General features: G+C 70.1%; 20 protein-coding genes and 2 tRNA genes. 9 read left to right on the top strand and 13 right to left on the bottom strand.

The features are described 5' to 3' along the window. Positions 1 to 98: 98 nt before the first annotated feature. The 3 genes from aroA (at position 99) to ACFWV8_RS14775 (ending at position 2,951) form a co-directional block, all read left to right on the top strand. On the top strand, positions 99 to 1,475 hold the full coding sequence (gene aroA, locus ACFWV8_RS14785) for a 3-phosphoshikimate 1-carboxyvinyltransferase (RefSeq protein WP_384201058.1): 1,377 nt from the start codon (positions 99 to 101) through the stop codon (positions 1,473 to 1,475). Positions 1,476 to 1,479: 4 nt separating this feature from the next. Beyond that, complete coding sequence (rsgA, locus tag ACFWV8_RS14780; RefSeq protein ID WP_384201056.1) at positions 1,480 to 2,490, top strand: ribosome small subunit-dependent GTPase A; 1,011 nt, start codon at positions 1,480 to 1,482, stop codon at positions 2,488 to 2,490. A gap of 134 nt (positions 2,491 to 2,624) precedes the next feature. Further along, positions 2,625 to 2,951: a multidrug efflux SMR transporter gene (locus ACFWV8_RS14775; protein ID WP_189105567.1), complete on the top strand. Its 327-nt coding sequence runs from the start codon at positions 2,625 to 2,627 to the stop codon at positions 2,949 to 2,951. Here ACFWV8_RS14775 and ACFWV8_RS14770 read toward each other — a convergent pair. Then, positions 2,914 to 3,738, bottom strand: a complete 825-nt coding sequence (locus ACFWV8_RS14770; protein ID WP_384201054.1) for a TetR/AcrR family transcriptional regulator — start codon at positions 3,736 to 3,738, stop codon at positions 2,914 to 2,916. The genes ACFWV8_RS14775 and ACFWV8_RS14770 overlap by 38 nt on opposite strands. 133 nt (positions 3,739 to 3,871) lie before the next feature. Here ACFWV8_RS14770 and hisN point away from each other — a divergent pair, with 133 nt between their 5' ends. Beyond that, complete coding sequence (gene hisN / locus ACFWV8_RS14765; protein ID WP_329381866.1) at positions 3,872 to 4,672, top strand: histidinol-phosphatase; 801 nt, start codon at positions 3,872 to 3,874, stop codon at positions 4,670 to 4,672. Positions 4,673 to 4,944: 272 nt separating this feature from the next. Next, the gene (locus ACFWV8_RS14760; RefSeq protein WP_384201051.1) at positions 4,945 to 5,346 is read left to right on the top strand and encodes a cyclic nucleotide-binding/CBS domain-containing protein; all 402 of its coding nucleotides are present in this window, start codon (positions 4,945 to 4,947) and stop codon (positions 5,344 to 5,346) included. An 89-nt stretch (positions 5,347 to 5,435) separates the two neighbouring features. On the opposite strand, the gene ACFWV8_RS14755 is transcribed toward ACFWV8_RS14760, so the two are convergent. Next, entirely contained in the window at positions 5,436 to 6,887 is a 1,452-nt protein-coding gene (locus ACFWV8_RS14755; RefSeq protein ID WP_384201049.1) for a catalase, read from the bottom strand. Between the two features lie 144 nt (positions 6,888 to 7,031). On the opposite strand from ACFWV8_RS14755, the gene ACFWV8_RS14750 reads away from it, so the two are divergent. Continuing rightward, positions 7,032 to 7,448 carry a Fur family transcriptional regulator gene (locus tag ACFWV8_RS14750; protein ID WP_384201047.1) on the top strand — a complete coding sequence of 139 codons (417 nt, stop codon included), beginning with the start codon at positions 7,032 to 7,034 and terminating at the stop codon, positions 7,446 to 7,448. A 103-nt stretch (positions 7,449 to 7,551) separates the two neighbouring features. Here ACFWV8_RS14750 and ACFWV8_RS14745 read toward each other — a convergent pair. The 4 genes from ACFWV8_RS14745 to ACFWV8_RS14730 all read right to left on the bottom strand — a co-directional run bounded on the left by ACFWV8_RS14745 (position 7,552) and on the right by ACFWV8_RS14730 (position 12,985). Beyond that, positions 7,552 to 7,625 (bottom strand) — tRNA-Met (locus tag ACFWV8_RS14745). A gap of 113 nt (positions 7,626 to 7,738) precedes the next feature. Next, positions 7,739 to 9,718: a tetratricopeptide repeat protein gene (locus tag ACFWV8_RS14740; protein WP_384201045.1), complete on the bottom strand. Its 1,980-nt coding sequence runs from the start codon at positions 9,716 to 9,718 to the stop codon at positions 7,739 to 7,741. A 238-nt stretch (positions 9,719 to 9,956) separates the two neighbouring features. Then, positions 9,957 to 10,030 (bottom strand) — tRNA-Met (locus tag ACFWV8_RS14735). A 42-nt stretch (positions 10,031 to 10,072) separates the two neighbouring features. Then, complete coding sequence (locus ACFWV8_RS14730; RefSeq protein ID WP_384201197.1) at positions 10,073 to 12,985, bottom strand: UPF0182 family protein; 2,913 nt, start codon at positions 12,983 to 12,985, stop codon at positions 10,073 to 10,075. Positions 12,986 to 13,143: 158 nt separating this feature from the next. Between ACFWV8_RS14730 and ACFWV8_RS14725 the strand changes: the two genes are divergently transcribed. Beyond that, positions 13,144 to 13,740, top strand: coding sequence for a PPA1309 family protein (locus tag ACFWV8_RS14725; protein WP_384201043.1), 597 nt, complete (start codon positions 13,144 to 13,146; stop codon positions 13,738 to 13,740). Positions 13,741 to 13,847: 107 nt separating this feature from the next. Here the strand turns inward: ACFWV8_RS14725 and ACFWV8_RS14720 are convergent, their stop codons facing one another. The 4 genes from ACFWV8_RS14720 to ACFWV8_RS14705 form a co-directional block, all read right to left on the bottom strand. Next, positions 13,848 to 14,939 carry a PDZ domain-containing protein gene (locus tag ACFWV8_RS14720; protein WP_384201041.1) on the bottom strand — a complete coding sequence of 364 codons (1,092 nt, stop codon included), beginning with the start codon at positions 14,937 to 14,939 and terminating at the stop codon, positions 13,848 to 13,850. Between the two features lie 59 nt (positions 14,940 to 14,998). Beyond that, positions 14,999 to 15,172, bottom strand: a complete 174-nt coding sequence (locus tag ACFWV8_RS14715; RefSeq protein WP_384201039.1) for a hypothetical protein — start codon at positions 15,170 to 15,172, stop codon at positions 14,999 to 15,001. A gap of 190 nt (positions 15,173 to 15,362) precedes the next feature. Next, the gene (locus ACFWV8_RS14710; RefSeq protein ID WP_329381893.1) at positions 15,363 to 15,824 is read right to left on the bottom strand and encodes a molybdenum cofactor biosynthesis protein MoaE; all 462 of its coding nucleotides are present in this window, start codon (positions 15,822 to 15,824) and stop codon (positions 15,363 to 15,365) included. Positions 15,825 to 15,951: 127 nt separating this feature from the next. After that, the gene (locus ACFWV8_RS14705) at positions 15,952 to 17,064 is read right to left on the bottom strand and encodes an SDR family oxidoreductase (protein WP_329381895.1); all 1,113 of its coding nucleotides are present in this window, start codon (positions 17,062 to 17,064) and stop codon (positions 15,952 to 15,954) included. 190 nt (positions 17,065 to 17,254) lie between these two features. Here ACFWV8_RS14705 and ACFWV8_RS14700 point away from each other — a divergent pair, with 190 nt between their 5' ends. Then, a complete protein-coding gene (locus ACFWV8_RS14700) occupies positions 17,255 to 18,748 on the top strand; it encodes a zinc-dependent metalloprotease (protein WP_384201037.1) in 1,494 nt (497 codons plus the stop codon). Further along, positions 18,745 to 19,284: an NUDIX hydrolase gene (locus tag ACFWV8_RS14695; RefSeq protein ID WP_384201035.1), complete on the top strand. Its 540-nt coding sequence runs from the start codon at positions 18,745 to 18,747 to the stop codon at positions 19,282 to 19,284. The genes ACFWV8_RS14700 and ACFWV8_RS14695 overlap by 4 nt, the downstream gene beginning before the upstream one ends. 58 nt (positions 19,285 to 19,342) lie before the next feature. On the opposite strand, the gene ACFWV8_RS14690 is transcribed toward ACFWV8_RS14695, so the two are convergent. The 3 genes from ACFWV8_RS14690 to ACFWV8_RS14680 are packed head-to-tail and all read right to left on the bottom strand — an operon-like array spanning position 19,343 to position 22,454. Further along, a complete protein-coding gene (locus ACFWV8_RS14690) occupies positions 19,343 to 20,107 on the bottom strand; it encodes an AIM24 family protein (RefSeq protein WP_329381904.1) in 765 nt (254 codons plus the stop codon). A 15-nt stretch (positions 20,108 to 20,122) separates the two neighbouring features. Beyond that, on the bottom strand, positions 20,123 to 20,803 hold the full coding sequence (locus ACFWV8_RS14685) for an AIM24 family protein (RefSeq protein ID WP_329381907.1): 681 nt from the start codon (positions 20,801 to 20,803) through the stop codon (positions 20,123 to 20,125). 13 nt (positions 20,804 to 20,816) lie between these two features. Further along, a complete protein-coding gene (locus tag ACFWV8_RS14680) occupies positions 20,817 to 22,454 on the bottom strand; it encodes a TerD family protein (RefSeq protein WP_384201033.1) in 1,638 nt (545 codons plus the stop codon). Positions 22,455 to 22,535: the final 81 nt, after the last annotated feature.

Here is a 22,535-nt window from a genome sequence, read left to right as displayed (position 1 = left end):
AGCCGCCCGGAGGCTCCCATACCACCTTCGCATTACGCCCCGATTTCAACGTATTTGATCGGGATCGCGGCCGTTGTGCAGCCATTAAAGTAAAGACCATGACCGAAAGCGCCGTGCACCCTGCCCTCTGGCCCGCCCCTCACGCGAGCGGGGCCGTCGAAGCGACGGTCACCGTGCCCGGTTCGAAATCGGTCACGAACCGTGGCCTCGTCCTCGCCGCGCTCGCCGCCGAACCGGGCTGGCTGCGCCGGCCCCTTCGCTCCCGCGACACCCTCCTGATGGCGGACGCCCTGCGCGCGATGGGCGTCGGCATCGAGGAGACGGTCTCCTCCAGCTCGGTCGCCGCCGGCTCCATGACCCCCGTACGCGGCGCGGGCAGCCCCTCGTTCACCGGCGAGGCCTGGCGGATCTTCCCCAACGGTCTGCACGGCCCGGCCACGGTCGACGTCGGCAACGCCGGAACGGTCATGCGCTTCCTGCCGCCCGTCGCGACCCTCGCCGACGGTCCCATCCACTTCGACGGCGACCCCCGCTCCTACGTACGCCCGCTCCACGGCGTCATCGACGCCCTGCGCGCCCTCGGCGCCCGCATCGAGGACGAGGGACGCGGATCGCTCCCGCTGACCGTGCACGGCGGCGGCGCGCTCGACGGCGGCACCGTCGAGATCGACGCCTCCGCGTCGTCCCAGTTCGTCTCCGCGCTGCTGCTCTCCGCCCCGCGCTTCAACCAGGGCGTCGAGGTACGGCACGTGGGCGCCACCTTGCCGTCGCTGCCGCACATCCGCATGACCGTCGACATGCTGCGCGGCGTCGGCGCCCAGGTCGACGAGCCGGAGACGGGCGGTGAGCCGAACGTCTGGCGGGTCTCCCCCAGCGCGGTGCTCGGCCGGGACCTGACCGTCGAGCCGGACCTCTCCAACGCCCAGCCGTTCCTCGCCGCCGCCCTCGTGACCGGCGGCCGGGTGACCGTACGAGACTGGCCCACCCGCACCACCCAGCCCGGTGACGCACTGCGCCGGATCTTCACCGAAATGGGCGGTTCCTGCGAACTGACCCCGCAGGGGCTCCACTTCACCGGCTCCGGCCGGATCCACGGCATCGACATCGACCTGGGCGAGGTCGGCGAACTGACCCCCGGCATCGCCGCCGTCGCGGCGCTCGCCGACGGCCCGTCCACCCTGCGCGGCGTCGCCCATCTGCGGCTCCACGAGACGGACCGGCTGGCCGCCCTCACCAAGGAGATCAACGAGCTCGGCGGCGACGTCACCGAGACCGCCGACGGCCTCCACATCCGCCCGCGCCCCCTGCACAGCGGTGTCTTCCACACCTACGACGACCACCGCATGGCCACGGCCGGCTCGATCATCGGCCTCGTCGTCACCGGTGTGGAGATCGAGAACGTCGCGACGACCTCCAAGACCCTGCCCGATTTCCCGCGGATGTGGACCGAGATGCTCGCGGGAGCGGGAGCCTGACGCGATGCGGCGCTACGGCAAGAACCCCGACGAGGACGACATCCGCTCCCGCCCCAACCCCAAGGGCAACCGACCGCGCACCAACATCCGTCCCAAGCACGAGGACGCGGCCGAGGGAATGGTGCTGACCGTTGACCGGGGCCGGCTGACCTGTCTGGTGGGCGACACCGTCGTCCTGGCGATGAAGGCGCGGGAACTGGGCCGCAAGGCCGCCGTGGTCGGCGACCAGGTGTGGCTCGTCGGGGACCTCAGCGGCAAGAAGGACACGCTGGCGCGCATCGTACGGATCGAGAAGCGCCGCTCCGTACTGAGGCGCACGGCGGACGACGACGACCCGTACGAGCGCGTGATCGTCGCCAACGCCGACCAGCTCGCCGTGGTGACCGCCCTCGCCGACCCCGAGCCACGGCCCCGTCTGATCGACCGCTGTCTGGTCGCCGCCTTCGACGCGGGCCTCGAACCGCTGCTGATCCTGACGAAGTCGGACCTCGCGCCGGCGGACGAACTCCTGGAGACCTACCGGCCGTTGGGCATCCGATACGTCGTCACGCGACGGGACGAACTGGAAACGGGCGAGGCCGCCGACCGCGTACGCGAATACCTCTCGGGCCGTACGACCGCGTTCGTCGGGCACTCCGGCGTCGGCAAGACGACCCTGGTCAACGCGCTCGTCCCGGACGAGCGGCGCCGGACGACCGGCCAGGTCAACGCCGTCACCGGGCGCGGCAGACACACCACCACGTCCGCGCTGGCGCTGCCGCTGGAGAAGGCGGAGGGCTGGGTCATCGACACTCCCGGCATCCGTTCCTTCGGTCTGAACCACGTCGATCCCTCGCGCGTCATCCTGGCCTTCCCGGATCTCGTACCGGGGACGGAGAACTGCCCGCGCGCGTGCAGCCACGACGAGCCGGACTGCGCGCTCGACGCGTGGGTGGCCGAGGGGCACGCGGACCCGTCGAGGCTCGACTCGCTGCGCCGGCTGCTCTCGACCCGGGAGCGGCGCGAGGGCGACTGATCCCCCACCGGTCCCGCCATGTTTGCCCTCTGCAAGCCTTGATGAGTGCATAAACTCACCAAGTCTTGGCAAGGTCTAGCAAGGGTTTCCAAGGCGCGGGAACGACGCGGTCACCGATGCGGGAGGCACTAACGATGGCGTGGCTGCTGGTCGTGGTCGCAGGGCTGCTGGAGACGGGCTTCGCCGTCTGTCTCAAGCTCTCCCACGGATTCACCCGGCTCTGGCCGACGATCGCCTTCGCGGTTTTCGCACTCGCCAGCTTCGGTCTGCTGACCCTCTCCCTCAAGAAGCTCGACGTAGGACCGGCGTACGCGGTGTGGACGGGCATCGGCGCCGCCGGTACGGCGATCTACGGGATGGTCTTCCTCGACGACCTGGTCTCCACGCTGAAGATTGTCTCGATCTCGCTGGTCATCATCGGCGTCATCGGCCTCCAGCTCTCGGGCTCGTCCCAGCACTGACCCCCGTGACCGGGCCGGCCACGGCCGCGCGCACCAGATGTCCTACGGGCTCGCCGTCGGGCGCGACGACATGTGCGAGGGCGAGCCGTACGGCCAGTTCGCAGCGGAAGGCCAGCTCCGCGGACTCGGGCTGGTCGGGCCGCGCGCGCTCGGGTCTGCGGTGCTGGGGTGTACGCCCCCGCTCGGCCCGAGCCTGCTCGGCACGCGCCTGATCCGCCCGCGCCTGCTCGACGCGCGCCCGCTGCACCCGGCCCGCCTGCACCCGCAGAGGTTCGGTACGCGGCGGCCCACCCGCCTCCGTACGGCTCCGGCGGTCCGGCCGCGCCGGGTCCAGGGCGGCGACGGCCCGGTTCCGTACCGCCGCGACCAGGTCCGCGGGCGCGGGCGCCCCGGCGTCCGCGCGGCGCTGCGCGGGCGCGCCGCCCGGAGGGGCCGCGGGGCGTACGGGACGGGGTGCCGGATGGCGATCGGTCCAGCAGTCGGTGAGCAGGGCACGCAGCAGGGGTCTGGAGCGCGCCTCGGCCACCGTCCACTCGGCGACCGACACCAGCCGGTCCACCGGGTCGGCGGGCTCGGTCAGCAGTCGCTCGACGCCGTGCAGATAGAGGTCTGCCTCCCGCCGTACCAGGGCGCGGGCCAGACCGTCCTTGCTGCCGAACTCGTTGTAGAGGGTCTGCCGCGAGACCCCGGCGGCCGACGCGACATCGACCATCCTGACGGCGGACCAGGACTGGTCCGTGAGCGCCGAAAGAGCGGCATTGAGTAGGGCTTCACGCGCTGTAGGCATCGGTGCCTCCCGGGCCGTTCGGCTCCGCACTCAGAGTTGACGCAGCCTCGCGCGCTGTCAAGAGGACCCGGAGCCGGTCCGGCTGCCCATGGGCCGTAGCCCGATCTTGGGCGCTGTCGATACTGTGACGACCATGCCCGATTACCACGATGATCTGCGACTCGCCCATGTCCTCGCGGACGCCGCCGACGCCGCGACGATGGACCGGTTCAAGGCCCTCGACCTGAAGGTCGAGACCAAACCGGACATGACCCCGGTGAGTGAGGCCGACAAGTCGGCCGAGGAGCTGATCCGCGGCAATCTCCAGCGCGCCCGCCCCCGTGACGCCGTCCTGGGCGAGGAGTACGGGATCGAGGGCACGGGCCCGCGCCGCTGGGTGATCGACCCGATCGACGGCACCAAGAACTACGTACGCGGCGTGCCCGTCTGGGCGACGCTGATCTCTCTGATGGTGGCGGGCGAGGGCGGCTACGAGCCGGTGGTCGGCGTGGTGTCGGCGCCCGCGCTGGCGCGCCGCTGGTGGGCGGCGAAGGGCGGCGGCGCGTACTCGGGCCGGAGCCTCTCGTCGGCGACCCGGCTGCGGGTCTCGAAGGTCTCGCGGGTGGGGGACGCCTCGTTCGCCCACTCCTCACTGAAGGGCTGGGAGGAGCAGGGCCGCCTCGACGGGTTCCTGGATCTGACCCGGGCCTGCTGGCGTACGCGCGGGTACGGCGACTTCTGGCCGTACATGATGGTCGCCGAGGGTTCCGTGGACATGTGCGCGGAGCCGGAGCTCTCGCTGTGGGACATGGCGGCGCCGGCGATCATCGTGCAGGAGGCGGGCGGGCGGTTCACGGGCCTGGACGGGCGTTCCGGCCCGCACAGCGGGAACGCGGCGGCGTCGAACGGGGTGCTGCACGAGGAACTGCTCGGCTATCTGAACCAGCGCTACTGACGACGGCGCTGCTGACAGGTACCCCTCACCCGGGCGCCGCCGAGGGCGTCCGGGAAATTAATCCATGGGGCGATGGGCCATTCGGGGGACCTGGAGCCCCTGGGGCGCCCGGGGCGTACGGCTCTGATCGTCGCGCGCCGGGTGGACAGCTTCGCCCGCCCCCTTGTTGACGGACCGTGCCGGTGTCACTCTGAAAGTCCCCCCACTTGTGCGCTTGTGAATCCGTTCTCCAGCAGAGGGGCCGGTTCACCACCTAGGAGGTGGCTCCGTCCATGCTCGTCCGTGACGCCATGAGCACGGTGGTTCTTACCATCGGGCCCACCCATACACTCCGCCAGTCCGCGCAGCTGATGGCGGCACGCCGGGTCGGCGCCGCAGTGGTGCTGGACACCGAAACCAGCGGGCTCGGGATCATCACCGAGCGTGACATCCTGATCTCGATCGGCGCCGGGCAGGATCCCGAGGTCGAACTCGCCGGCACACACACGACCACGGAGGTCGTGTACGCCTCTCCGGTCTGGACCCTGGAGGAGGCGGCCGAGGCGATGACCCACGGCGGCTTCCGTCATCTGATCGTCTGCGACGACAGGGAACCGGTCGGCATCGTGTCCGTACGCGACATCATCCGCTGCTGGGCACCGGCCAGGCGCCGCCCTACGGCGCTGACCGGCTGACGGGCTGAGCCGGAGAGGGATCCCGGAGCAACGGTGGAGGCCGGGTCCGTCCCGGAACCCGGCCTCCACCCCTTCATCGGCGAGGGCCGTCAGCCGCGCAGGGCCTGGACCGCGGTGTCGAGCCGCTTGCCGAAGTCTCCGTCCGCCTGACGGAAGTTGTTGATCGCGCGCTCGGCGATGTCGTCGCGCGACACCTTCGAGATGAACCCGGCGAGGTTGTCGATCAGCCGCGCCTTCTCGTCCTCCGACATCAGCCGGTAGAGGTTCCCGGCCTGCACGAAGTCGTTGTCCTCGGCGTGGCTGGGGGCCTCGGTGCTGCCGGTGGCGCCGGTGACCTGGGTGGGCTGCCAGAGCGGCCGGTCCGTCTGGAAGGGGCCGCCGAAGCTGTTCGGCTCGTAGTTCTTGGCGCCCTTGTGCCGGCCGTCGTACAGGAAGCCGTCACGGCTGTTCGTACGCGCCTCGGTGGCGTGCGGACGGTTCACCGGCAGGTGGTCGGCGTTGATGCCGACGCGGTAGCGGTGGGCGTCGCCGTACGCGAAGAGACGCCCCTGGAGCATCTTGTCGGGCGAGGGGCCGATACCGGGCACGAAGTGCGCCGGGCTGAAGATCGACTGCTCGACCTCCGCGAAGATGTTCTCCGGGTTGCGGTTGAGCTCCAGCTTGCCGATCTCGACCGGCGGGTAGTCCTCGTGCGGCCAGACCTTGGTCAGGTCGAAGGGGTTGAAGCGGTAGTTGGCCGCCTCCGCCGCCGGCATGACCTGGATCTGCACGGTCCAGGACGGGAACTCACCGCGCTCGATGGACTCGCGCAGATCGCGCTGGTGGCTGTCCGGGTCCGTGCCGGCCAGCACGTTCGCCTCGTCGGCGGTGAGGTTCTTGATGCCCTGGTCGGTCTTGAAGTGGTACTTGACCCAGAAGACCTCGCCGGCCTCGTTGTTCCACTGGTACGTGTGCGAGCCGTACCCGTTCATGTGGCGCAGCGTGGCGGGGATGCCGCGGTCGCCGAACAGCCAGGTCACCTGGTGCGTCGACTCGGGGCTCAGACCCCAGAAGTCCCATACGTTGTCAGCCTCCTGGCTGCCCGTGTACGGGTCGCGCTTCTGGGTGTGGATGAAGTCGGGGAACTTGATGGCGTCCTTGATGAAGAACACCGGGGTGTTGTTGCCGACGAGGTCGTAATTGCCCTCCTCGGTATAGAACTTGAGGGCGAAGCCGCGCGGGTCGCGTACGGCGTCGGCCGAGCCGAGGTTGCCGGCGACGGTGGAGAAGCGCAGGAACGTCTCGGTCTGCTTGCCGACCTCGGAGAGGAACTTCGCGCGCGTCCACCGCGAGACGTCGCGGGTGAGCGTGAACGTGCCGTACGCGCCGGCGCCGCGCGCGTGGACGATCCGCTCCGGGATGCGCTCGCGGTTGAAGTGGGCGAGCTTCTCCAGAAGAGCCTGGTCCTGGACCAGAACGGGACCGCCGGAGCCCGCCGTCTCGCTGTTCTGGTTGTCGGCCACCGGCGCGCCGGCCTCCGTGGTGAGCGGTCCCTGCGTCACGTGCGCCTCCTGCGTCGTACGAGCCGAACCTGTCGCTCGGCGATTGCCTGTAGCGATCCTACGATGGACATTGTCTAAGTCAAGTAGGGGTCCAACTTCACACTCGTTCAGGATCTGGGCGCCGTCACTGTTAAGCTGATCCTCATGAGTGACCTGTTGGAACGACTTCGCGAACGCGGCTGGCGGATGACCGCCCAGCGACGCGTGGTGGCCGAGGTCCTCGACGGGGACCACGTACACCTCACGGCGGACGAGGTGCACGCACGCGCCGTCGCCAGGCTCCCCGAGATCTCCAGGGCCACCGTGTACAACACGCTGGGCGAGATGGTGACGCTCGGCGAGGTCCTGGAGGTATCAACGGACCGCCGCGCGAAAAGATACGACCCGAACGCCCACCGGCCGCACCACCACCTGGTCTGCGCGCACTGCGGCACGATCCGCGACGTCCACCCGACGGGCGATCTGCTGGCCGACCTGCCGGCGACGGAGCGCTTCGGTTTCGCGATCTCGGACGTGGAAGTGACCTACCGGGGCACCTGTCCGAACTGCGCCCAGGCCTGAGCCCTCCGACGAGCGACCGCACCCACGGGGCCCGGCGCCCGGTGAACAGTGAACATGACGAAGGCCCGGATCCTGATCGGATCCGGGCCTTCGTCCTACTGAGTAGCGGGGACAGGATTTGAACCTGCGACCTCTGGGTTATGAGCCCAGCGAGCTACCGAGCTGCTCCACCCCGCGTCGGTGAACTCGACATTACGTCACCCCGTCGACCAGCGCAAATCCCTGTTTCGGCGCCGGACCGCCGGTAGGACGGTCGGCAGCGCCATGGCCGCCTCTGCCGCGACCACGGCTCACGCCGTCAGCTCCTGGTGCAGCGCCTCGCGCAGCCGCGCCGCCCGCTCGGTGACCTCGGACGGTCCCAGCTCCACCGCGCGGGCGCACCAGTGCTGCCCCTCGGCCAGCTCCCCGCGCCGGGCCGCGAGCAGCGCGAGCCGCAGCGCCGCGCGCCCGTGTCCGGCCTGCGCGGCACGCGACCACCAGAGCGCCGCCTCCCGCTCGCTGCCCTCGCGAGCCAGCAGCAGCCCCAGGTTGAAGGCGCCGTTACGGCTGCCCGCCTCGGCCGCCTCCCGGTACCAGCGCGCCGCGTCCGTCATGTCGCCGCGGCCCGCGGCGAGCATCCCGACCCGCACCTGGGCACGCCGGTGACCGTGCTCGGCCGCGCGCTCGTACCACTGCTCGCACTCGGTCTTCTCCGGCTGCGCCTCGCCGAGCGCCGGCGCGCGCGGTGGCGGCTGCCGTGCGTCCAGCAGCGTCGCCAGCCGGAAGGCCGCCTCCGTGCTGCCGCCACCCGCGGCGCACCGCAGATGCCGCTCCGCCGCCTGCTCGTCACCATCCCTGAGGCACGCGATGCCCACCTGGAGGGCCGCTTCCGTGTGCCCGGCAGCCGCGGCCCGCTCGTACCAGACGAGGGCCGCACGGTCATCGTCACGGCCCGCGTACAGGATGCCCAGGTTGAACGCGGCGTCGACGCTGCCCGCCTCGGCCGCCTTGGAGAACCACGGCTCGGCGCCCGTCGGGTCCCCGGCCTGGAGGAGCAGTACGGCGAGGGCGTTGGCCGCCTCGCGGTGGCCCGCGTACGCGGCGCGCCGGTACCACTGCTCGGCCTGGGTCGTACGGTCCTGAGCGGTGCAGAGCAGCCCGAGGTTGTAGGCGCCGTTGACGTCGCCGGCGTCCATCGCGGCCCGGTACCAGCGCTCGGCGGTCTGCTGCTCGCCGCGCGCGGCATGGAGCGCGCCGAGCGCGTTGGCGGCGTTGCCGTCGCCCTCCTGCGCGGCGCGCAGCCACCAGACGGCGGCGCTCTCCTCGTCACCGGCGTCGCGCAGCAGGAAGCCGAGGGCGCAGGCGGCCCGCGCCTCGCCGTCCTGGGCGGCCGTCAGATACCAGCGCCCGGCCTCCTTCAGCTCACCGCGGCCCTCCAGGATCGCGCCGAGGTGCAGCGCGGCACGGCGGTGCCCGCGCGTGGCCGCCTGCCGGTACCACTGGGCGGCCTCGGTCAGGAGGGACTGCCCGGCGTCGGTGTCGAGGACGCCGGGGCCCGTACCGGGGCCGATGCCGACGGCGCCGACGGCGGCCTTGCGCACACCGGAGTCCGTACGGTCGCGCTCGCCCCTGCCGGTGATGAGGGCGCGGACGCTGCTGCCGGTACGGGCCGCCTGGCGCGCCTGCCGCTCCAGCGCACGCGCGAGGCGGTACGAGGCCTCCCGGTGCCCCTGTTCGGCGGCTGCCCGCAGCCACCGTTCCGAACCGACGTCGCTGCGGTGCTCCAGCAGGTCGGCGAGCGCGTAGGCGCCCAGCGCGTGCCCCTGCTCGGCGGACTGACGCAGCCAGTACTCGGCGGCGGGCTCGTCGCCCTGCTCGCGGTAGTGCCTGCCGAGCGCGTGCGCGGCGGCGGCCGAACCGGCGACGGCGGCGACCCGCCACCAGCCCGACGCCTCTTCGGTGTAACCGCGCTGATGGAGAAGGACACCCAGGTTGTTGGCGGCGGCACGGTCGCCCTCGGCGGTCGCGGCACGCAGGTAGTTCTCGGCGGCGTCGAGGTCACCGCGGCGCAGCAGCAGCGCGCCGAGCACGCTCATCGACGCGACGTCGCCGCCTTCGGCGGCACGCCGGTGGCGCGCCTCCGTCTCGGCGTCGGCGCTCTCCGTGGGGCCGCCGGCCGGTGTGACACCGGCCGCGCCCGCGGAATTATCGGTCTCGGCGGAGCTTTCTACCTGTCGCTGTACAAACCGCCCTGTCTCCAACAGAGTTGCCCTGTCCCCCATAAAATCCATCGTTGCACCACCTGTTACCCGCGTACACCTGGTATATCGCGGCCACCAAGGTCACTTCAGCGTTTTGTCGACATGCCCACAGAGAGACAACTCAAACACCTCTGCGGCCAACTCCCCGTCATCGCCACGCACTTCACCGGACAGGCTGTCACGGACCGGGCACGAACAGGCACGGCGGCGCCACAACACAGAGCGAAGGCCCGGATCCTGATCGGATCCGGGCCTTCGTCCTACTGAGTAGCGGGGACAGGATTTGAACCTGCGACCTCTGGGTTATGAGCCCAGCGAGCTACCGAGCTGCTCCACCCCGCGTCGTTGTGTCCCAACCGTACCACGACGCGGGGTAGTTACTGATCAGCTACTGTCGCCGCTCCCGCCCGCCGGGGGCTTGGCCGGAGTGTCCGTGGACGTCTCCGCCTCCGCCGCGCGCGCCAGGGCGTCCTGGAGGGCCTCCTGGGCCTTCCCGTACGCCACCCAGTCCTGCTTCGCCAGGGCGGCCTCACCGTCGGTGTACGCCTTCTGGGCGTCGGCGATGGCCTTCTTGAGCGCGGCATCACCGGTGGCCGGCGGTGTCGTCGTGTCGCCCGGTGGCTGCGTCTCCGGTGGCGGCTCGGCCCCGTCGACACCGAACACCGCGTTCAGCGCCTCGGACAGACTGTCCTTGAAGACCGGCTTGCCTCCGTAGGAGACGGCGATCTTCTTCAGCAGCGGATAGTTGGCGCTGCCACCCCGGGCGTACACCGGCTCGATGTAGAGGAACCCTCCGCCGAGCGGCACCGTCAGCAGGTTGCCGTACTCGATGTCCGAGTCGGTGCCTCTCAGGTTCCTTACGAACTCGGCGACTTCGGGCACGCCGTTCAACTCACTCTGCACCTGTTGTGGTCCTTGGACCGTGGAGGTCACTCTCAGGACTCTGATGGTGCCGTAGTCCTTGCTGGTGGCATCGGCGTCGACCGCCATGAACGCCCCCAGGTTCGGGCGTCCGTTGGGTGTGAACGTCGTCGTCAGCGAGAACTTCTGTGACGGCTGCCCCGGCATCTTCAGACTCAGGTAGTACGGCGGGACCGCACTGCTGTCCTTGTTCGTCGGGTCGTCCGGCACCTGCCACGCGTCGGAGCCGCTGTAGAACTGGGCGGCGTCGGTGACGTGGTAGCGGGTGAGCAGCTCACGCTGGACCTTGAACATGTCCTGCGGGTAGCGCAGGTGGGCCAGCAGGTCCGCGTCGATGTCCGTCTTCGGCTTCACCGTGTTCGGGAAGGCCTTCATCCAGGTCTTGAGGACCGGGTCCTCGGTGTCCCACTGGTACAGGTTGACCGAGCCGTCGTACGCGTCGACGGTGGCCTTCACCGAGTTGCGGATGTAGTTGACCTGGTTCTGCTGCGCGACGACCGCACGCTGGTTGTTGGTCAGCGAGTCGGCCGTGGTGTCGCCCAGCGTCGTACGGGAGGCGTACGGGTAGCCGTTCGTCGTGGTGTAGGCGTCGACGATCCACTTGATCTTGCCGTCGACCACGGCCGGGTAGGCGTCGCCGTCGATGGTCAGCCAGGGCGCGACCGCCTCGACGCGCTCCTTCGGCGTGCGGTTGTAGAGGATCCGCGAACCCTCGCCGATGGCGCCCGAGTAGAGCATCTGCGGCTCGCTGAACGCCACGGCGTACGCCGCGCGGTTCACCGGGTTGGAGAGATCGACCCCGCTCTTGCCCTTGTAGCTGGTGGTCTTCTCACCGTTCTTCTCGTAGTCGAGCTCCTTCTGCGGGCCGCCCACGATCGAGTACTGCTGTGTCTTCTCGCCGTAGTAGATCCGCTGCTCGTACGTGCCGAGCTGGCCGGTGGTCGGCAGCCCGGACTCCGTGAAGTCGGGCGCGCCGACGGTGCCGTCGTTCTCGTCGGTGACCGTGCCGGTGCCCTTGGACGCGATCGCTCCGTACCCATGGGTGTAGGTGAAGTGGTCGTTGATCCAGTTGCGCTTGGGGATACCCGTGATGTTCAGCTCGCGCAGACCGATGACCGTGTCCTGCGGCTTCTTGTCCGGGCCGAGGTAGCGGTCGACGTCCAGCGTGTCCGGGAACTGGTAGTACTTGCGTTCCTGCTGGAGCTGCTGGAAGGCGGGCGAGACGACGTTGGGGTCGACCAGCCGGTAACTGGCGGCCGAGTCGGCCGCCTCACGCTGCTGCGACTTCTTGTCGGGGTCACCCTTGCCGGAATAGTCCGTCACATCCGCTTTGTCGATGCCGTACGCGGCGCGTGTGGCATCGATGTTCTTCTCGATGTACGGGGCTTCCTTGGCCTGCTCGTTCGGCTGGACCTGGAACTTCTGCACGATCGCCGGGTAGAGGCCGCCGATGAGGATGGCGGACAGGACCATCAGGCCGAAGCCGATCACCGGCAGCTGCCAGGTGCGGCGCCAGAGCGTCGCGAAGAAGAGCACGGCGCAGATGGCGGCGATGCAGAACAGGATCGTCTTCGCCGGCAGATAGGCGTTGGCGTCGACGTACCGCAGGCCCGTCCAGTTGCCGGTCGCCTTGAAGTCACTCGCCTTGACCGCGAGCCCGTACCGGTCGAGCCAGTACGCCACGGCCTTGAGCGAGACGAACACACCGAGCAGCACCGACAGATGGCCGGTGGCCGCTCCCGTCGCGCGCGCGCCGGGGCTGGTGACGCGCAGCCCTCCGTACAGATAGTGGGTCAGCGCGGCGGCGATCAACGCCAGTACGACGGCGGCGAAACCGAAGCCGAGCATGAAGCGGTACCAGGGCAGATCGAACGCGTAGAACTTCACGTCCATGTTGAACTGCGGGTCCTTCTGCCCGAAGGGCACCCCGTTGACCCACATCAGCCACGTACGCCACTGTCCGGAGGCGGACGCTCCGGCGATCAGCCCGACGAGGGCGGTGATCCCGAGCAGCACCCACTTCTTGTACGGGGCGATGCCCATCCGGTACCGGTCGAGGCTCTGTTGCTCCAGCGACATCGCGCTCAGCGGCGGGCGCAACCGGTGCGCCAGCCAGATGTTGACGCCGACGGCCGCCGACATCAGCAGACCGAAGACCGCGAACAGGCCGATCTTGGTCCAGAGGGTGGTGGTGAAAACGGACGAGTATTTCACCGAGCGATACCAGAGCCAGTCGGTCCAGAACCCCGCGAACATGACGAACACCATGGCCAGAACGGCCAGAATGCCCAGTGTCATGAGCAGGGTCCGGGCACGTCTGGACGGCCGGCCCACTCTGATCCGTGGCCCGGTCGGGCCTCCGCCGCGGTCCGGCATCTGGAAAGCCAACGTGCGCACCTCGAAGTTCGCGGTCGTGTGAAGCAGCTGAATCTCGTCTGTAAGCGGGCCCAAGCGATCGTAGGGCCCACTCATGCAACTTACTGAGGCTTTACCTAGTTCCCGCACGGGGGTCGGAAGGAGGCAGGATGTTGGTCATGTCCAACCTTTCCTCCAACTCTTCCTCCGCGTCCTCGTCCGACGAGCCGCCTTCGGCGTCGGGCCCGGTCGCATCGACACCCATCACCCGTGCGGTGCTGGAGATCGACGAATACGCCTCCGGCCTGGGCTGGGACCAGCCGGCGAGGCTCTTCGCGCTCGTCGACACGGCCCGGCTGCGGGCCGACGAACCGGAGCTGGCCACCCAGCTCGGTCTCGACGAAGGCTCGACACCCGCCCCGCTCACGCCCGTCGAGCAGGACGAGATCCCCGCGGGCACGCCCCTCGACGAGTTCCTCGCCACGATCGCCTGGCCCGGCGCGGTGGCGGGCTGCGCGATCACGGTGGAGCGTCTGATGCTGCCGCCGTCCGCCGAGGCGTCGGTGCCCGAAGGGCTCGACGAGTCGGCGCTCGTGGAGTGGGTCGCCGCGCACCCGGACCGCCAGGAGGTACGGATGACGGTCGCCGTACTGCGTGACGGGACGCGCGACTCGGCTCTGCGGCTGCGCGAGAAGGACTCACCGACCCAGGTGCTGACGGGCGCGGGCCTGGTCCCGGGCCTCGCCGAGGCCCTGGCCGCGACCTTCGAGGCGTAACCCCGGCCGCCCCCGATCGCCGGACGGGGCCGCGCCCGCGGCCCCGTCCGGGGAATGCCTTTCCCGGCCCGCCCCGGATCTTTCGACAACGTTCGTGATCAATACACCTAGCTCGTCGAGCAGCTCGGCAGAGTGTCCGTCGCACCGCTCTTGATCTTCTCCAGGGACGCCGTCGCGTCCTTGATGTTCTTCACGCGCACCAGCGTGAGGCCCTTGGGGATGTCGGAGGCCGCCGCCGAACAGTTCTCGTCCGGCGTGAGGAAGTACCGCGCCCCCGCGTCCCGCGCGCCGACGAGCTTCATCCCGATCCCGCCGATCGGGCCGACCTTGCCGTTGTCGTCGATCGTGCCGGTGCCCGCGACGAACTTGCCGCCCGTGAGATCGCCGGGCGTGATCTTGTCCACGATCCCGAGCGCGAACATGAGACCCGCGCTCGGCCCGCCGACGTCCGCCAGCTTGATGTCGATCTCGAACGGGAACGTGTGGTCCGTCCCCGCCTGGATGCCGACGATGGCGCGGTCGTCGGCATCGTCCGACTTCACCGTCCTGATCGTCACCTTCTCGGCGCCCTCGGGCTCCTTGCCGGCCTTCTCGGCCACCTGCGCGACCTTGGCCGGGATGATGGTGAACTCGACGTCCTCACCCGGCTGGTGCTTGGTGACGAGCTCGGCGACGTCCGGCGGCGCCTCGACGGTCTTGCCGTCCACCGCCTTGATGACGTCGCCGGCGTGCAGCGTGCCGTCGGAGGGGCTGTCCTTGACGACCGCGGAGACGACGACCCGCGACGTGACGGGGATGTTCTCCTCCTTCAGGGCGGCGACCTTCGCGCTCTCCTGGGACTGGCTGAACTCCTCGGCGTTCTCCTGCGTGGACTGCTCTTCCGTCTTGCCGTCCGGATAGAGCGTGTTGTGCGGCACCACGATGTTGTCGTGCGACAGCCAGCCGTAGACCGCCTCGACCACATTCATCTTGTAATCCGCGCCGGTGACCCTGACGGTCGTCATATTGAGATGGCCCGACGTGGGATAGGTCTTGCGGCCGGCAATGTGGAGCACCGGCTCGCCATTCGCGTCGCCGAGTGTGTTCACGGTGGGCCCCGGACTCATCTCGGCGTACGGAACGCGGATGAACACTCCCGCACAGAGCAGCGCGATGAGGACGAGAGTGGAAGCGAGCATCGTCGCGGTGCGGCGTGGCATGGAACGACAGTACGGGAAGGGTCTGTCAGTGCACCCTCGGGGCCGCCCTCGGGGCCGGTCTAGGTGACGTCCGTCGTGGCCGGATGAGACTTCGCCATCGCGTCACGGAAGCGTGCGTAGCCGGCGAGTTCGGCCACGTCTTCGGTGGATCGGTTTCTTGAAACCCAGCTTCCCCATATCGCCGCGCCGACGGCGGCGAAGAGCGGAATCAGCAACCAGGCGAGCGCGGCCATCCCGACCTCCTTACCGATGTGATGATTGCGAACCGAGTGATCAGCAGATTAGCCATCTGCTGCTTCAACGCTGCTGGCAGGGGGGCGGTTACGCAAATCGGGCCACATGGGAACAGAGGGCGACACGGCGGCGCGGAAGCGATCCGGAAACGGTCCGGAATCGGCGTGAGGACCTCGCGGGAAGGCGCCGTCAGCAGGCCCCGACCCATTCCTCCGTGCCGTCGGAGAACGTCTGGTGCTTCCAGATCGGCACCTCGTGCTTGAGGTCGTCGATCAGCTTGCGGCAGGCCTCGAACGCCTCCGCGCGGTGCGGGCAGGAGACGGCGACGACGACCGCCAGATCTCCGACCACGAGGTCACCCACACGGTGGACGGCCGCCAGTGCGCGGACGGGGTGGTCGGCGACGACCTTCTCGGCCACCCGGCGCAGCTCGGCCTCGGCCGACGGGTGACAGGAGTATCCGAGTGCGTCGACATCGGCTCCCCCGTCGTGGTTCCGGACCGTGCCCACGAACAGGGCGGTGCCTCCCGCCGCGTCGTCGCCGACGGCCTGGAAGATCTCGTCGACGGACAGCGGGCTCTCGCGGATCGCCAGCAGCCGGATGGGGTCCTGTGCCGCCTGTTCGCCCGGGTGCGCCTCGTTGCTTGCCATGCGGCCCATCGTGCCGTACGGCACGGGCATCACGTAATGGCGCGTTCGAACGGCCACCGGCCGGCACGCTCGGAACCTCCTTCTGAGGAGGGCGCCGACGGGGCTGCCGGAGGGGGCGCCGACCGGCTCAGAGGCGCCGGCGCGCCTTGCGGGCGCGGCGTACCACCGCTGCCGCGCCGAGCAGGGCGACCGTCGCACCGGCCGCACCGGCGGCCGTGGCGTCCTTGCGGCCGAGGCGCCGGCCCGCGACGGTGTGGCGGCCCTCGACCTCTTCGAGAAGCGCGCCGAGGACTTCCTCGTTGGTCCAGCGGGGCCGCCAGCCGGCGTCGTGGAGACGGCCGACGCTGACCACCCAGGGATGCATCGTGTAGGCGAGATCGCCGGCCGGGGACGGTGTGAGGCCGATCCGGTGCAGCCGGGCCGCGGCCCCGAGGGCGACGGCGGACGGCAGCTCCATACGGCGGATGCCGCTCAGCTCCTCGATCTCCTCCTGTTCGAGCCAGCCGTCGCAGCCGACCGCGAACTCGCCGTCGACCTTCTCCAGCGCGGCGTACTCCAGGGCGCTGACCAGGTCGTCCACATGGCAGAACTGCCAGGTGGGCCGGGAGCCGGCGACGACCAGCAGCCGGGGCGACTCGAAGTAGCGGGTCAGGGCGGTGTCCGTGCCGCCGACGAGGACGGCGGGGCGCACGACCGTGACGTTCAGACCGGGGTGCGCGCGGGGCGCGCGGCGGCCGAGCCGTTCGATCTCCAGCAGGTCGCCGACGCCCGTGGCCTCCGCCGTCGCGCGCAGCTCCGCGTCCTCCGACAGCGGGATGTCGTTGTCGGGCAGGGCGCCGTAGACCATGGCCGAGGTGCACAGGACGACCCGGTGCACCCCCGCGGCCGCCGCGGCGGTGAGCACGGTCTGGGTGCCGCGGACGTTGTAGGCCGTACGGGCCGCCGCGTCCCGCTCCAGGTCCAGATCGAGCGCCAGGTGCACCACGACGTCCGCGCCGCGCAGTTTCTCGGCGATGGCCGGGTCCCGTACGTCGAGGACGTGCCACTGCGCCTCGGTCACCTCGCCGCGGCGCTCGTCGATCGCCACGACCTGCTTGATCTCCTCCGACGCGGCGAGGCGCCGGACGAGCAGGTCACCGACCCCGGAGGCGGCTCCGGTGACCGCGACGACGGGGCCGCGTGGCGGGGTCGGGGTTGAGCGGTTTCGCGCTGCGCGAACCTGCGGATCTGGGGAACTCACCGGGCGTCTCCAGCGGTTGTCTTCAGTACGGACGTGTACAACACGTACGTACCAGGTGGCGTCCATCCTGCCGCAGGCCAAGCATTGGCGGAGCACCGAGCCCGGATGCGGCCTCGGATGTCTACGCTTGGTGGTGTCGGGCAGTCGCTGTCGGCGGAAAAGCCGGCGGCCCAACGAGCCGAGGAAACCCGTGAGTGACACCCCATTCGGATTCGGCCTTCCGCCGGAGGAGCCAGAGGACGGCGACGGCAAGAAGAACGACCCCGCCGGAGGTGGTCAGGGTGGTGGCGGCCAAGGCGGCGGGGGCAACCCCTTCTCGGGGTTCGGCCTGCCCGGCGGCTCGGGCGGCCAGGGCGGGGAGAACCCGTTCGCGGCGATGTTCGGGTCGATGAACCCCAACGATCTGGGCGCCGCGTTCCAACAGCTCGGTCAGATGCTCAGCTACGAGGGCGGTCCCGTGAACTGGGACATGGCCAAGCAGATCGCCCGCCAGACGGTCTCGCAGGGCACGCCCGACGGTACGAAGGACGCCAGCGTGGGCCCCGCCGAGCGGAGCGCCGTCGAGGAGGCCGTGCGCCTGGCGGACATCTGGCTGGACGCCGTGACGTCGCTGCCGTCCGGCGCGGGATCGACCGTGGCGTGGAGCCGCGCGGAGTGGGTCGAGGCGACCCTGCCCGCGTGGCAGCAGCTCGTCGACCCGGTGGCCGAGCGCGTGGGCGCCGCCATGGGTGATGTGCTGCCCGAGGAGATGCAGGCCATGGCCGGGCCGCTGATCGGCATGATGCGCTCCATGGGAGGCGCCATGTTCGGCCAGCAGATCGGGCAGGCCGTGGGCGTCCTGGCGGGCGAGGTGGTCGGCTCCACCGATATCGGGCTGCCGCTGGGCCCGGCGGGCAAGGCCGCGCTGCTCCCGCTGAACATCGAGGCCTTCGGTAAGGACCTCGGCATCCCGCAGGACGAGGTGCGGCTGTATCTGGCCCTGCGCGAGGCGGCCCACCAGCGGCTCTTCGCCCATGTGCCGTGGCTGCGGGGGCATCTGTTCGGCGCCGTCGAGGGGTACGCGCGCGGCATCAAGGTCGACGCCTCCAAGCTGGAGGACGCGGTCAGCCAGCTCGACCCGTCGAACCCCGAGCAGCTTCAGGAAGCACTTCAGCAGGGCATGTTCCAGCCCGAGGACACGGTCGAGCAGAAGGCCGCCCTCGCGCGTCTGGAGACGGCGCTCGCGCTGGTCGAGGGCTGGGTGGACGCGGTCGTGCACGAGGCGGCCAGGACCAGGCTGACGTCGGCGGACGCGCTGCGCGAGACGCTGCGCAGGCGCCGCGCGTCCGGCGGGCCTGCCGAGCAGACCTTCGCCACCCTCATCGGCCTTCAGCTGCGCCCCAGGCGCCTGCGGGACGCCTCCCGGCTCTGGGCCTCGCTCACGGACGCGCGGGGCGTGGACGGGCGCGACGGGCTCTGGCAGCACCCGGACATGCTGCCGACGGCCTCCGACCTGGACGACCCGGACGGCTTCGTGCACCACGAGCACGCGGACTTCTCCGAGCTGGACAAGCTGCTCGGCGAGGCGGCGGGCGGCAAGCCGAAGCTGGAGAAGGACCCGGAGACGCGTTCCGGGAAGGACAGTGACCGGCCCGACGACGAGGGCAAGGACGGCGACGAGGGCAAGGGCGACAGCGGCAAGTGAGTCTGCACGACGACACCGTCCGTGTACTGGAGACGTACGACGGTCAGGAAGAGCTGCGCCGGATCTATCTGGACCATCTGGCGGCCCGTCCTGACGGGATGTGGAAATCCTGTGACGCCGGGCATGTCACGGCGAGCGCGCTGGTGATCGACCCGGCGGAGGGCCGCGTCCTGCTGACCCTCCACAAGAAGCTCGGTCTGTGGCTCCAGATGGGCGGCCACTGCGAGCCCGGGGACGTCTCGCTCGCGGCGGCGGCGCTACGCGAGGCCACGGAGGAGTCCGGGATCGGAGGGCTGACGCTGCTGCCCGGCGGGCCCGTACAGCTCGACCGGCATGCGATCCCGGCGCCCTGCCACTGGCATCTGGATGTCCAGTACGCGGCTCTGGCGCCGGTAGGCGCGGTCGAGGAGATCAGCGAGGAGTCGCTGGATCTGCGCTGGTTCGCGTACGCCGAGGTGGCGACGGTCGCCGACGGGTCGGTCGTACGGCTGCTGGAGCGCACGCGCGACGCGCTCTCCGAGCAGGTTCACGGCTGACGCCGGGGACGAGCAGGGGCGGCCTCCGTGGAGACCGCCCCTGAGCGGCCGGCTGGACTCAGCCCTGGTTGTTCCAGACGTTGTTCTGGTTCTGCCCGTGGGCGCCCTGCTGGCCCGCGCCGAACTGCGCACGCAAGCCCTGCCCGATCTCCGCGTTCTGCGGCGGCATCACCTCACTGGGCTGCACGAGCGCGAAGCCCTGGCCGAGGAAGCTGAGCTCCCAGCCCTCGCCCGTGTTGCCGCGCCGGCGCCGTACGCCCGAGGAGTGCGTCTGCGCCTGCATCTGCACCCGCAGCCCGGAGGACCACGCCACGATCGCGTCGGCGTCGGCGTTCACGTACTTGTCGGGCGTCACGAGCATCATCAGCGGCTGCCCGGACGTCATCAGAGCGACCTTGCCGCGGCCCGAGATGTTGAGCTGGTACTTGCCGGAGCCTGAGATGCCGTACTGGCTGTCCACCGCGATGACCTCGGTGTGCAGTGTGGAGTCGAGCGCCAGGACATAGGCGCTGTCGACGGTCATGCCCTCCTGGTCGACATCCACGACATGCACGTACTGCGCGAGGTTCGCGAAGTAGACCGTCCCCTGACCCGAGCAGCGCATCAGGTCCAGGCCCTCGCCGGTGTTCCGCCTGGCACGGCGCTGGCCCTGGGACTGGTACTCACCGTCGAAGTCGATGAGCCCCTGGTAGGCGACCATCGCGCCCTTGCGGGCGAGGACATCGTCGTGGCCGGTGAGCGCGACCCGCAGAAGCTGCGGGTTCTGTACGACGTAGCGGTCCTGGGACTGCGTTTCCGCGAGTCCGAAAAGCGGGCTCTGCATGATGTTTCCTCCCCCTCAGCCCCGGACCCGCAGGCGGTCGGTGCTGTCCTCGCTCGGTTGTACGACGACGAGGCCCTGGCCCGAGAAGGCCATCTGGTAGGCCTCCCCGCTGCCCCGTCCGATCAGGGACGACGCCTTGAAGCTCCGCTTGCCCTTCACCTTGAGCCCGGGTGACCAGGCCACGAGGGCGTCGGGGTCGACGTACGTCTCGTCGTCGCCACGGCCGCAGTCGACGACGATCGGCGTACCGCGCGAGGTCAGCGCGACCCAGCCGGTCCCGCCGACCGTGACGTTCCACAGACCCTGTCCGGCGAACTTCGCCAGCCCCTTGACCTTCTCGACGCCCCACTGGAGGTGGGCGTCGAAGGCCAGCAGGTTGGTGCCGTTGACCGAGATCGAGTCGTTGTTGAGGTTGATGACGACGACGTCGGCGCCGTAGTCGGCCAGATAGAGCAGGCCGTCACCGGCGCACTTCATGATCGGTGTGCCTTCGCCGGTCACCCACTGGCCGGCGATCTGACGGACGGCGGGCGGGTTGGGCTCGTACTGCACGAACCCCTCGTACGCGACCATCGAGCCGGTGCGCGCGTAGAGGTCCTGCCCGCTGGTCATGGCGACCTTGAGCATGGCGCGGCCGTGGTTCTCCATCCGCGCCGAGACGGGGGCCGGGGCGAAGCCCGCGAGTTGCTGGTTCATGTGCCGGACTCCCTCAGACCTCGTACGGCTGAACGACGATGAAGTTGCCGGGGGCTCCCCGGAACTGCAGATTCACGGTCTCTCCGCTGTGTCCCGGATACGCGTTGCGGCGCAGCCGGACCTGGCTGGAGAGGATCACCTGTGACGCGGCCGACCAGGCGACGACGGCGTTGCAGTCGGCGAAGGTCGTGGGCGTGACCGGCAGGACGACCGGGACACCGTGGGTCTTCACGACGATGGTGCCGGTGCCCTGGAACTGCATCGTGAACAGGGCTCCACCGGGGATGCCGTGGCCCTCGATACGCCGGACCTCGTACTGAAGGGACTCGTCGAAGGCGAGCACGTTCTCCGCGGAGACGCAGATGGCGTCGCCCTGGAGCTCGATCGGGTGCAGATGCGAGGCTTCCTCGGCGAGGAAGACCTGGCCGCGGCCGGAGCAGCGCATGAGCTGCATCTCCTGGCCGGTCGCGTTGCCGACGATACGGCCCGCGAAGCCGGCGCCCTTGTAGCCGAAGTCGACCTTGCCCTGGTACATGACCATGCTGCCCTGGCGGGCCAGGACGGGGGCGCCGCCCATGGCGAGGTCGACCCGCATCAGCTGCTGGTTCTGCGGTGTCCAGCGCTGGCCGGTGGCGGCCTCCTTGTACGGCTGGAGCGCCGCCGCGAGACCCGCGCCGGCCTGCTGGCCCGCTTGCGGCATGCCCGGGGGCGGTGCGCCCTGGGGCTGGCCTCCGTACGGAGGCGGTGTCGGCTGCCCGTACGGCGCGGGCGCGCCGGGCGGCTGGCCCTGACCGGGGAACTGACCCGGGGGCTGGCCGGGGATCTGGCCGAACTGCGGCTGCTGCGGTGCCTGCGGCAGGCCGGGCGGCTGCGCGTACGGCGACGGTGCGGGCGCGGGCGCCGGAGGCATCGGGGCGGCGACGGTCGGCGCGCCGTGCATCGGGTGGGGCGCGGGTGCCGGGGCCTGCGGGGGCGCGCCGAACGACGGCGGGGGCTGCGCGGCCCGCGGCGCGGGCGGGGCCGGCGGGGCTCCGAAGGCCGGAGGGGGCGCGGCGCCGCCGGGCGGCGGGGCGAACGACGGTGCTGCTCCCTGGGCGGGCGGCTGGGCCGCGGCCGGCTCCTCCTCGGCGACTTCGCCGCCGAAGTTCTTGAGGAGCGCGTCGAGACCACCGTCGAAGCCCTGGCCGACGGCGGCGAACCGCCAGACGTCCTTGAGGTAGAAGTCGCCGAGCATCACCGCGCGTTCGGTGCTGAACTCGGAGCCGGTGAAGGCGTATCGGACGACTTCTTCGCCGCCGGCGACTATCCGGATGTATCCGGGGCCCACCTGGGACATCTGCCCGGCGCCGTCGATGGTGGCGGTGAAGGACAGTCGCTGGATGTTCGCCGGAATACGGTCGAGCGTGACCCGGAACGATTCGGTGTCGCCGGACTGCGCGCCCAGCAACTGGATTGATTCCTCGGGGGACTTCGGCTGATTGAAGAAGATGAAATACCGGTCGTCCGAGAGCTGTTCATTGGCGTCGAGGCCGAAACAGCTGATGTCGAACGTCAAGCCGGGCGCCGCGATCTGCACACCTACGTACAGATCCGTCCCCTGCGTGAGGTCACTGATCTTGGCCTTGTGGCCGCGTTGGAATTCCCTCGCCATGCGTAACGACCGTCCCCCATCCCGAGCTGAACACGTCGCGTCAGGCTAACCGTTGCGTCCGGCATTGAACCAAGCCGGTAC

This window comes from Streptomyces sp. NPDC058665, from assembly GCF_042714995.1.
GTDB lineage: Bacteria > Actinomycetota > Actinomycetes > Streptomycetales > Streptomycetaceae > Streptomyces.
Note: the sequence above shows the minus strand (reverse complement) of the source record. Positions and strands in the feature narration are given on the sequence as shown.

Bases quoted from the DNA above. Each gene is read 5' to 3' on its own strand.
- aroA (WP_384201058.1), top strand. From the start codon at position 99: ATGACCGAAAGCGCCGTGCACCCTGCCCTCTGGCCCGCCCCTCACGCG.
- rsgA (WP_384201056.1), top strand. From the start codon at position 1,480: ATGCGGCGCTACGGCAAGAACCCCGACGAGGACGACATCCGCTCCCGC.
- ACFWV8_RS14775 (WP_189105567.1), top strand. From the start codon at position 2,625: ATGGCGTGGCTGCTGGTCGTGGTCGCAGGGCTGCTGGAGACGGGCTTC.
- ACFWV8_RS14770 (WP_384201054.1), bottom strand. From the start codon at position 3,738: ATGCCTACAGCGCGTGAAGCCCTACTCAATGCCGCTCTTTCGGCGCTC.
- hisN (WP_329381866.1), top strand. From the start codon at position 3,872: ATGCCCGATTACCACGATGATCTGCGACTCGCCCATGTCCTCGCGGAC.
- ACFWV8_RS14760 (WP_384201051.1), top strand. From the start codon at position 4,945: ATGCTCGTCCGTGACGCCATGAGCACGGTGGTTCTTACCATCGGGCCC.
- ACFWV8_RS14750 (WP_384201047.1), top strand. From the start codon at position 7,032: ATGAGTGACCTGTTGGAACGACTTCGCGAACGCGGCTGGCGGATGACC.
- ACFWV8_RS14740 (WP_384201045.1), bottom strand. From the start codon at position 9,718: ATGGATTTTATGGGGGACAGGGCAACTCTGTTGGAGACAGGGCGGTTT.
- ACFWV8_RS14730 (WP_384201197.1), bottom strand. From the start codon at position 12,985: ATGCCGGACCGCGGCGGAGGCCCGACCGGGCCACGGATCAGAGTGGGC.
- ACFWV8_RS14725 (WP_384201043.1), top strand. From the start codon at position 13,144: ATGTCCAACCTTTCCTCCAACTCTTCCTCCGCGTCCTCGTCCGACGAG.
- ACFWV8_RS14720 (WP_384201041.1), bottom strand. From the start codon at position 14,939: ATGCCACGCCGCACCGCGACGATGCTCGCTTCCACTCTCGTCCTCATC.
- ACFWV8_RS14715 (WP_384201039.1), bottom strand. From the start codon at position 15,172: ATGGCCGCGCTCGCCTGGTTGCTGATTCCGCTCTTCGCCGCCGTCGGC.
- ACFWV8_RS14710 (WP_329381893.1), bottom strand. From the start codon at position 15,824: ATGGCAAGCAACGAGGCGCACCCGGGCGAACAGGCGGCACAGGACCCC.
- ACFWV8_RS14690 (WP_329381904.1), bottom strand. From the start codon at position 20,107: ATGCAGAGCCCGCTTTTCGGACTCGCGGAAACGCAGTCCCAGGACCGC.
- ACFWV8_RS14685 (WP_329381907.1), bottom strand. From the start codon at position 20,803: ATGAACCAGCAACTCGCGGGCTTCGCCCCGGCCCCCGTCTCGGCGCGG.
- ACFWV8_RS14680 (WP_384201033.1), bottom strand. From the start codon at position 22,454: ATGGCGAGGGAATTCCAACGCGGCCACAAGGCCAAGATCAGTGACCTC.